The organism is Actibacterium sp., from assembly GCF_041584535.1.
In the GTDB taxonomy this organism is placed as follows: Bacteria; Pseudomonadota; Alphaproteobacteria; order Rhodobacterales; family Rhodobacteraceae; genus Actibacterium_D.
In genome coordinates this window covers 1-8,859 of record NZ_JBFHDW010000092.1, presented here as the reverse complement: position 1 = coordinate 8,859, position 8,859 = coordinate 1, and the positions used below count along the sequence as shown (strand labels likewise).

Annotated in this window: 9 protein-coding genes, 1 tRNA gene and 1 pseudogene; 5 read left to right on the top strand and 6 right to left on the bottom strand. The window is 62.9% G+C overall.

Annotation, left to right across the window (positions count from 1 at the left end; all coding sequences use genetic code 11):
• From ABYW26_RS06465 to ABYW26_RS06445, 5 genes are all read right to left on the bottom strand, one after another.
• Nucleotides 1-2,064 (bottom strand): NADP-dependent isocitrate dehydrogenase (locus ABYW26_RS06465; protein WP_372603969.1); only part of this gene is annotated, 2,064 nt, incomplete at its 3' end.
• Nucleotides 2,065-2,301: 237 nt separating this feature from the next.
• Nucleotides 2,302-2,378 (bottom strand) — tRNA-Arg (locus ABYW26_RS06460).
• A gap of 54 nt (nucleotides 2,379-2,432) precedes the next feature.
• The gene (locus tag ABYW26_RS06455) at nucleotides 2,433-3,839 is read right to left on the bottom strand and encodes a sensor histidine kinase (protein ID WP_372603968.1); all 1,407 of its coding nucleotides are present in this window, start codon (nucleotides 3,837-3,839) and stop codon (nucleotides 2,433-2,435) included.
• Between the two features lie 18 nt (nucleotides 3,840-3,857).
• Entirely contained in the window at nucleotides 3,858-5,273 is a 1,416-nt protein-coding gene (locus ABYW26_RS06450) for an NAD(P)/FAD-dependent oxidoreductase (protein ID WP_372603967.1), read from the bottom strand.
• A complete protein-coding gene (locus ABYW26_RS06445) occupies nucleotides 5,270-5,998 on the bottom strand; it encodes a TVP38/TMEM64 family protein (protein ID WP_372603966.1) in 729 nt (242 codons plus the stop codon). Before ABYW26_RS06445 ends, ABYW26_RS06450 begins: the two co-directional genes overlap by 4 nt.
• Nucleotides 5,999-6,291: 293 nt before the next feature.
• Between ABYW26_RS06445 and rpmH the strand changes: the two genes are divergently transcribed.
• Genes rpmH through yidD form a run of 3 tightly spaced genes read left to right on the top strand, consistent with a single transcriptional unit; the run spans nucleotide 6,292 to nucleotide 7,125 of the window.
• A complete protein-coding gene (gene rpmH, locus ABYW26_RS06440; protein ID WP_372603965.1) occupies nucleotides 6,292-6,426 on the top strand; it encodes a 50S ribosomal protein L34 in 135 nt (44 codons plus the stop codon).
• Nucleotides 6,427-6,448: 22 nt separating this feature from the next.
• Nucleotides 6,449-6,868: a ribonuclease P protein component gene (gene rnpA, locus ABYW26_RS06435; protein ID WP_372603964.1), complete on the top strand. Its 420-nt coding sequence runs from the start codon at nucleotides 6,449-6,451 to the stop codon at nucleotides 6,866-6,868.
• Entirely contained in the window at nucleotides 6,865-7,125 is a 261-nt protein-coding gene (gene yidD, locus ABYW26_RS06430; protein WP_372603963.1) for a membrane protein insertion efficiency factor YidD, read from the top strand. The genes rnpA and yidD overlap by 4 nt, the downstream gene beginning before the upstream one ends.
• A 14-nt stretch (nucleotides 7,126-7,139) precedes the next feature.
• Here yidD and ABYW26_RS06425 read toward each other — a convergent pair whose 3' ends face one another.
• Complete coding sequence (locus tag ABYW26_RS06425; RefSeq protein ID WP_372603962.1) at nucleotides 7,140-7,628, bottom strand: hypothetical protein; 489 nt, start codon at nucleotides 7,626-7,628, stop codon at nucleotides 7,140-7,142.
• A gap of 96 nt (nucleotides 7,629-7,724) precedes the next feature.
• Here ABYW26_RS06425 and ttcA point away from each other — a divergent pair, with 96 nt between their 5' ends.
• Both ttcA and ABYW26_RS06415 read left to right on the top strand, forming a co-directional pair.
• Nucleotides 7,725-8,594, top strand: coding sequence for a tRNA 2-thiocytidine(32) synthetase TtcA (gene ttcA / locus ABYW26_RS06420; RefSeq protein WP_372603961.1), 870 nt, complete (start codon nucleotides 7,725-7,727; stop codon nucleotides 8,592-8,594).
• A gap of 83 nt (nucleotides 8,595-8,677) precedes the next feature.
• Nucleotides 8,678-8,859, top strand: a pseudogene (locus ABYW26_RS06415) (hypothetical protein); the annotation flags it as partial.

The window sequence follows — 8,859 nt, the reverse complement described above, 5'->3', positions numbered from 1 at the left end:
CGGCGCGAAGTGGGCGGCCAGTTCGGCGTCGTCGGTCTGGGCGGCCAGTTGCTGGGCCCAGTACAGGCTCAGGTAGAAGTGGCTGCCACGGTTGTCCAGCTCACCGGCTTTGCGCGACGGCGACCGGTTGTCGTCCAGAATGCCTTGCGTCGCCACTTCGGCGGCTGCGGCCAGAACACCGGCCTTGGCGTTGCCTTTGCTGTCAGCGAGGAAGTTCAGCGATTCCGAAAGCGCACAGAACTCGCCCATCGAATCCCAGCGCAGGTGGCCTTCTTCGACGAATTGCTGAACGTGTTTCGGAGCCGAACCACCGGCGCCGGTTTCAAACATGCCGCCGCCCTGCATCAGGTTCACGATCGACAGCATCTTGGCCGAGGTGCCCAGCTCCAGAATCGGGAACAGGTCGGTCAGATAGTCGCGCAGCACGTTGCCGGTGATGGCGATGGTGTTTTCGCCCTTGGTGATGGTCTCAAGCGAGTCGCGGGTGGCTTCGCGGGGGGCCATGATCTGGAACTTGTCGGCCACGCCAGCAGCTTCCAGCGCCGGTTTGACGTATTTGATCAGCTCGGCGTCATGGCCACGGTTGGCATCCAGCCAGAAGATCGCGCGCAGGCCAGTCAGGCGCTGACGGTCGATGGCCAGTTGGATCCAGTTCTCGATCGGAGCTTTCTTCGCCGTGCAGGCGCGCCAGATGTCACCAGCTTCGACGTCGTGGCTGTGCAGGGTCTGACCATTGGCCAGAACGATGCGGATCGTGCCATCGGCAGAGGCTTCGAACGTGGTCGGGTGGCTGCCATATTCTTCGGCTTTCTGCGCCATCAGGCCAAGGTTCTGCACGGTGCCGGCGGTGGCCGGGTTCAGCGCGCCATTGGCTTTGAAGAACTTGATGCTTTCGTCATAGATCGTCGAATAGCAGTTGTCCGGGATCACACAGTTGGTGTCGCCTTCCTTGCCATCCGGGCCCCAACCCTTGCCGCCTGCGCGGATCAGGGCCGGCATCGAAGCGTCGATGATGACGTCGCTGGGCACGTGCAGGTTGGTGATGCCCTTGTCCGAGTTCACCATATAGATCGCCGGACGCTCGGCGGTCACGGCATCGACGGCGGCCATGATCTCGGCACCGTTCGGCATTGCTTTGATCTTGGCCAGAACGTCGCCCATGCCCGAATTCGGGTTCACACCGGCGGCTTTCAGGTCGGCGCCGTATTTCTCGAACACCGGAGCCAGCCATGCTTTGACCGCATGGCCAAAGATGATCGGGTCCGAGACCTTCATCATCGTGGCTTTCATGTGCAGCGAGAACAGGATGCCGTCTGCCTTGGTCTTTTCGATCTCGGCGGCAAGGAATTCGTCCAGCGCCTTGGCCGACAGGAAGGTGGCATCGACGACTTCGCCGTCCAGCAGTTTCCAGTTGTCCTTCAGAACCTTGACCGAGCCATCCTTGCCGACGAATTCGATCTTGGCCGGACCGGCCTGATCGGCGGTCAGCGTGGCCGCGACTTCGTTGGCATAGAAATCATTACCCGACATCGACGACACATGGGTCTTCGAATCGGACGACCATTTGCCCATGCGGTGCGGGTTGTTCTGAGCATAGTTCTTGACGGCCTTGGCAGCGCGGCGGTCCGAGTTACCTTCGCGCAGGACGGGGTTCACGGCCGACCCCTTGATCGCATCATAGCGGGCCTGAATGGCTTTTTCTTCGTCGTTGGCCGGGTTCACCGGATAGCTGGGAATGGCATAGCCCTGCGATTGCAGTTCGGCGATGGCGGCGTCCAGCTGCGGACCCGAGGCCGAGACGTTCGGCAGCTTGATGACGTTAGCGTCGGGGGTTTTCACCAGTTCACCCAGTTCGGCCAGATCGTCGGGCTGACGCTGTTCCTCGGTCAGGAAATCGGGAAAGGTCGCCAGGATGCGGCCAGCAAGCGAAATATCCTTGGTGCCAACGCTGACATCTGCTGCGCTTGCAAATGCGCGGATGATCGGCAGCAGCGAGGCGCTGGCAAGCTCGGGCGCTTCGTCTACCTTTGTATACAAAATGTCTGCTGGTGCTTTATCGGCCATGTTCTTTTACCTTTCAGCCTTCCTGGAAGCTTTGGTGACTTAGAGTAGCGGCGCTACAATCCTCGGTTCGTCGCCATTGTCTTTGCCCCCCGGACGGGGCGACGCGGCGAATACAGCCCGAATAGAACACAGTGGCGCGATAATCAATTATGACGACGCTAACATCGCGCAATCAGGGCCAGATTCAGGCCTGAAATCGCGTTGGCGTCGTGCGAAGTTCGTCAGGAAAGGGGGAAGTGGCGCGCTGGGGAGGATTCGAACCCCCGACCCCTTGATTCGTAGTCAAGTACTCTATCCAACTGAGCTACCAGCGCGTGGAGGCGTGATTTAGACGGGCCAGCCGGGCTTGGCAAGGGGGGTCGGCCAGATTATTGCGCCGCGCCGGAAATTAATTCCGCCCCTTTCGGCAGACGGATCAGAAAGCGCGTGCCACCGGCGTCGCTGCCGATCAGGTCCAGCCGCCCGCCATGACCCCGGATCAGTTCAGCCGAGATCGCCAGCCCCAAACCGGTGCCACCCTTGCGGAACCCGCCCTGAAACGGCTGGAACAGATGCTCTTTGGCTTTCGGCGGCAGGCCGGGGCCGGTATCGACGACGCTGATCTGCCATTCGCTGTCGGTTTCTTCAGCGCCGATGCAGATTTCACCGGTCTTGCCGCTGGCCACGATCGCCTGCCGCGCGTTGCGGATCAGGTTCGACAACACGCGGAACAATTGTTCGCCATCGGCCCGCAGCACCATCCCGGCGGGCACGTCTTCAGAAAAGCTGATGTCATGATCCCCGGCCGCCAGACGTTCGCTATCGACCACATCGTTGACGATGGTCGCCAGCGACACCCGGTCCAGACGCGGCGCCGGTTCCTCGGCCTTGCCGAAGGCCAGCGTGGTTTCACACAGGTTCACCGCGCGGCTGATGGCGCCGACGATCTTGGGCGCGGCGCGTTTGACGGCGGGGTCTTCGCTGACCTCCATCCGGTCGGCGAACAATTGCGCCGTGGTCAGGATGTTGCGCAGATCGTGGCTGATCTTGGCAACCGCGCCGCCCAGTTGCGCCAGCCGCTCTTTTTGCTTCAGCGCGCCGGTCAGCTGGGTCTCCATGGTCTGCAAGGCCGCCTCGGCCTCGCGCAGTTCCGCAACCCGCGCCGATGGGGTGATGATGCGCCGGGCATCCTCGGGGGCGTCGGCATAGGCCTGCATCGCCTGCACCACATGCCGGATCGGCAGCACCAGCAGCTTGCGCACCGCAAGGAACAGCAGAAAGGCGGTGATGATCGAGATCACCAGCGACAGCGCCAGAATCCGCAGGCCATAGTCGATCATCGCCGCCCGCAGCGGCGCGGTCGACAGGGTGATTTCAATCAACAGCCCGGCCGATTGCACCGGATCGCCGATCACCCGGATCACCCGGTCTTCAGTATCCAGCATTTCCACCAGCGCATCGCGCATCAGAATCAGGGCCGGGGCATCGCGCAGGTCATAGCTGGCGACAACCGGGCTGGGGATGGGCGAGGACAACACCAGTTGCCGCGCCTGATCGCGCCGCAGCACCACGTTATAGACCCCGGCATTTTTCAGCAGCTCGGCTTCGAGATCGTCGTCAATCATGTCCTGCGCCGCCAGCAGCGCCAGCGAGGCGATCTGCGCCCGCTCAAGCCGCGACAGCAGGAAATCCTCGCGGAAGCGGGCAATCGACGGCACAAAGATCAGCACTTCGGCCAGCATGACGAAGGCAATCGTCAGCATAAGGAACCGGCCAGAGAGTGTGTTCAGAGCCATGGTTGCACCTAAAGGCCGTCAGGGCAGAACCATCTGCACCATCCGCACGACCCGCTTTAGCATAGGGTTATCAAATAGTTTGGGAGAGAAATAGGCACCCACTGCGCGCTTGTTAACCTCTCCCAGCGTCGGATAGGGCGCAACCATGCCGGCAACGGCACTTATTTTCAGGTTATTGGCCAGCGCCAGCGCCCAAACCCCGATCAGCTCGCCCGCGCCCGCCCCGACGATCGAGGCACCAACCGGGCGGCCTTTGACCACCATGACCTTGATCAGCCCGTCGGTCTTGCCACTGGCAATCGCCCGGTCATTGCCCATGAAATCGGCGCGGACCACCGTCAGGGCGTCGCCATGTTCGGCGCGGGCCTGTGGTTCGGTCAGTCCGACCTGCGCCAGTTCGGGATCGGCATAGGTGACGCGCGGAATATGGCTGTTGCGCGCCTTTGACGGCAGGCCCAGCAGGATCGAGCGGATCACCACCCCGGCGTGATAGCCCGCGACATGGGTGAACTGCATCCCGCCCGCCGCATCGCCAATGGCATAGACCCGGCGGTTGCTGCTGCGCAAATCGGGGCCGACCGTGACCCCGGCGCGGGTATGCGCGACCTTGGCCGCGTCAAGGTTCAGCCGGTCCAGATTGACCCTGCGCCCCGCCGCCACCAACAGATGCGAGCCCGCGATCACCTGCCCGTCGGCGGTCTCGACCGAGATCGCCCCCGCCTGCCCGCTGATCCGGGCCGCCATGACGCCCTCAAGGATCGTCACGCCCTCGGCGCGCAAGCGGTCCAGCACCACGGCGGCCAGTTCGGGATCGTCATGGTGCAATGCCTTTACGCCCTCGATCACCGTGACCCGACTGCCCAGCCGGGCATGGGCCTGCGCCATTTCAATGCCGATGGGACCGCCGCCGATGATAATCAGGTGCTCGGGCCGGTCGCGCAGATCGAACAGGGTCTCGTTGGTCAGGTAAGGCACCTGATCCAGCCCCGGAATCGGCGGCACCAGCGGGGACGAGCCGGTGGCGATCACAAAGCGGCGGGCCTGAATGACGGTCGCGCCAGCCTGTAGCTCGGTCTGGGAAATGAACGCGCCAAAGTCGCGGATCACCTGCACGCCCAGCCCCTCGAACCGCTCTTGGCTGTCATGCGGGGCGATGGTGGCGATCACCTTGGCGACGTGATCCTTGGCGGCGGCATAGTCGATCTCAGGTTCGGCCCCGGTCACCCCGAACGCCGTGCCGCGCGTCGCCTGCGCCCGCGCTCCGGCGGCGATCAGCGCCTTCGAGGGCACGCAGCCATAGTTCAGGCAATCGCCGCCCATCTTGTGGCCTTCGACCAGCACCACCCGCGCGCCCATCTGCACCGCGCCCGCCGCCAGAGACAGCCCACCCGAGCCGCCGCCGATCACGCAAAGATCCGTCTTGATCCGGGTCATGTGCGGGCTCCCTTAATGGCCTTCAGAACAATCGGCAGCGCCGCCAGTGCGCAGAGGCCCAGAATCGGCCCCAGAATCTGTGGTTCAAAGATAATGCCCAGATTGGGCGTCTCGTCGCGGGCAAAGACCTCGCCCAGCCCGGCGCCGACCCATGTATAAACCACGCCGCCCGGGATGATTCCCAGAAAGGTGGTATAGATGAACCGCCACAGCCGCACCCCGACCAGTGCCGGCAGGATATTGGCGACAAAGAACGGCACCGCCGGCACCAGCCGGATCAGGAACAGCACCGACAATTCATTCTCGCGAATCGACTCGCGCAGTTGATGGGCGCGGCCGGTGCTGGTCTCCATCTTGGCGACCAGACGATCGCCCAGCCCGCGCCGCACCGCCAGAAAGATGCCGGTCGCGCCGATTGTCGCCGCCGTGACGTTGAACAACGCGCCCGGAAACACGCCGAACAGGAAGCCGCCGGTTAGGGTGGCGATTGTGGCCCCGGGCAGGGAAAATGCCACGATTGCCACGTAAACCGCCATAAAGCCCAGCACCGCCAGCGCATAATGCTGATCGCGCAGGGCAATCAGCGCCTCGCGATTCTCGGCCAGCGCCTGAAACGACAGGTGATCGCGCAGGGTGATCGCGCCGATCACCGCCGCGATGGCAATCACGATCAATGGCAGGCGCCGGATTAAGGCCGAGCTTTGGGCGGGGTCGGTCGGTGACATTCGGGCATCCTTGCGTTAGAGCGTCCTGACAAGATGCGGTCTTCGGGGGATTTGCGACAGCCCATTCACGCGTGGTTGATCGCGGGTGAAGCCAGAAGACCCAATCCGGGGGTAAATCCGGCAGGTTCGTAACATTAGGCCACCGCGTCCGGACGATTTCCCGGAAATTGTTGCAGAAAACCCTGACCGGGCGAATTGACTTGTGCCCTGCGACCCCCTAAAGGACGGGCTTCGAACATTAACGGCCCTCGAATCCACTTGGGGTTTGGGCTTGACCTGACGGAGCCTACGCGATGAAACGCACCTATCAACCGAGCAACCTTGTTCGCAGCCGCCGCCACGGTTTCCGTGCACGTATGGCGACCAAGGCCGGCCGTAAGATCCTGAACGCACGTCGCGCGAAGGGCCGGAAGTCGCTCAGCGCATAATATCTGCCGAAAGGCATTCGACATGACACCGCCGGAGGCAGATGTGGCAGGCCCAGTGCCGGACGCCGCAATTGCGCCCCCGGCGGTTTTGTCATGTCTGACGACCCTGTCAAAACGCGCCGATTTCCTGCGCGCCGCCCGCGCCCGGCGTCAGGCGGTGAAAGGGTTCATCCTGCAAGCCTATCGGCGTGACGCGGATGAAGCGCCCGGTCAGATCCGCATCGGCTATACCTGCTCGAAAAAAGTCGGCAATGCCGTGGCCCGCAACCGGGCCAAGCGACGCTTGCGCGCCTTGGCGCATCAGGTGCTGCGCCAATATGGCCAGCCCGGCTGGGATTACGTGCTGATCGGCCGCTCGGGCGAGACCGCCCAGCGCCCGTTTACCGATCTGGAAAACGACCTGCGCTATGCGCTGCGTAAGATCCATGGTGGCGCGCAATGACGCCGCTGGCCCATATCGCCGCTTTGCCGGTGCGCGCCTATCGGCTGTTGTTCTCGCCCTGGGTCGGGCATGGCTGCCGCTATCAGCCGACCTGCAGCGCCTATGCGCTGGAGGCGCTGGAAAAGCACGGCGCAATCAAGGGAAGCTGGCTGACCATCCGCCGCATCGGCCGCTGTCACCCCTTGGGCGGCTCGGGCTATGACCCGGTGCCCGAGCGCGACGCGAAACACCCGCATAAGCACAAGCACAAGCACTGATCCGGCGGCCCGATTTACCGAGGCGTGCCGATCGGCCCGTTCTCGGCAATCGCCCGCTCGACCGCCGCGACCAGATGCGAGGGCCAGCGCGTATCCATCCCTGCTGACTGCCACCACTGAATCGCCCCCGGATGCGCCATGAATTGCCGGAACGCCCCGATCCCTGCCCGTTCGGATTCACCCTTTCGAAACAGGTTCGAATCCCGGTGCAGCAGGAAGCTGTCATAGGCGGTCAGGCTTTCCTCCATGAAATTGGCGAAACAGAATTTCTCGGCATCGTCGAGGCTGTCGTAACTCTGCCGCCCGCGGGTGATGACCTCGGCCAGCGCCGGGTCTTTGCCCCAATCCTTTAGCGCCCGGATGCCCGCGATCACCTGTTGGGTATTGGCACGCTTGGCCTGCCGGGTGCCCTCGCGCAGTTCAATCGCGACGAACACCACCGAGACCATCACCACCAAGGCGGTGATCAGGTCGGCAATATTAGCAATCTGCGACAGCGTCATGTCAGCCTCCATCCTGCGCATGTCACAGCATAGGTCGCACCGGGCGAAAATTTCCAGCCCCTTGCCCGACTCTGCGCGCTGCACTAAAGCCACGCCATGTTAGATGACCTTGACGATATCCACCCGCTGTTCCACGGCGCGCCCTCGACCACCGAGTTCAAGAAGCTGCGCAAGCGCATCGTCCGCTATACCCGCGAGGCGATCGAGCAATACGGCATGATCGAACGCGGCGCGCGCTGGCTGGTCTGCCTGTCGGGCGGCAAGGACAGCTATACCCTGCTGGCGGTTCTTTACGAGTTGAAATGGCGCGGCTTGCTGCCGGTCGATCTGTTGGCCTGCAATCTGGATCAGGGCCAGCCCGGCTTTCCCGCGACGGTTCTGCCCGAGTTCCTTGAGAAAATGGGCGTGCCGCACCGGATCGAATATCAGGACACCTATAGCGTGGTCATGGACAAGGTGCCGCAAGGGCGCACCTTCTGCGCGCTGTGCTCGCGCCTGCGCCGGGGCAACCTGTATCGCATCGCCCGCGAGGAAGGTTGCTCGGCCGTGGTTCTGGGCCATCACCGCGACGATATTCTCGAAACCTTCTTCATGAACCTGTTCCACGGCGGGCGTCTGGCGACGATGCCGCCCAAGCTGGTGAACGAAGAGGGCGATCTGTTCGTCTATCGCCCGCTGGCCCATGTCGCCGAGGCCGATTGCGAGAAATTCGCCACCGCGATGAACTATCCGATCATCCCCTGCGATCTGTGCGGATCGCAAGACGGGCTGCAACGCCAACAGGTGAAACAGATCCTTGATGGCTGGGAAAAGAACAGCCCCGGCCGCCGTCAGGTGATGTTCCGGTCGCTGATGAATATTCGTCCCTCGCATATGCTGGACCCGAAACTGTTTGATTTTCAGGGGCTTGAGCTGAATTCGGTAGAATTTGACGAAAACACCGGAGAGATTCCTCTGCTGCGTTAACATCTCGGTGGGCGACTGCGCCTACCCTGCCCCTGAACCGTCCGACACCGGACGACGACTGGGGACATTCTATGCCACCTTGCATGACCCGCGCACGGCTTCGCGGCCTTCTGGAACAGGCGTTTTCACCGCCACAGGGGCTGGCCTTTCTGCCTGCGCTGTCGCTGGCCGCGTTTTGGGCGGGTGGGGAACGGGCGCTGTTGCTGACGACGCTGGTGTTCCCGCTGCTGATCTCGCTGGTCTTCGGCCCGCGCCTGCGCGCTGT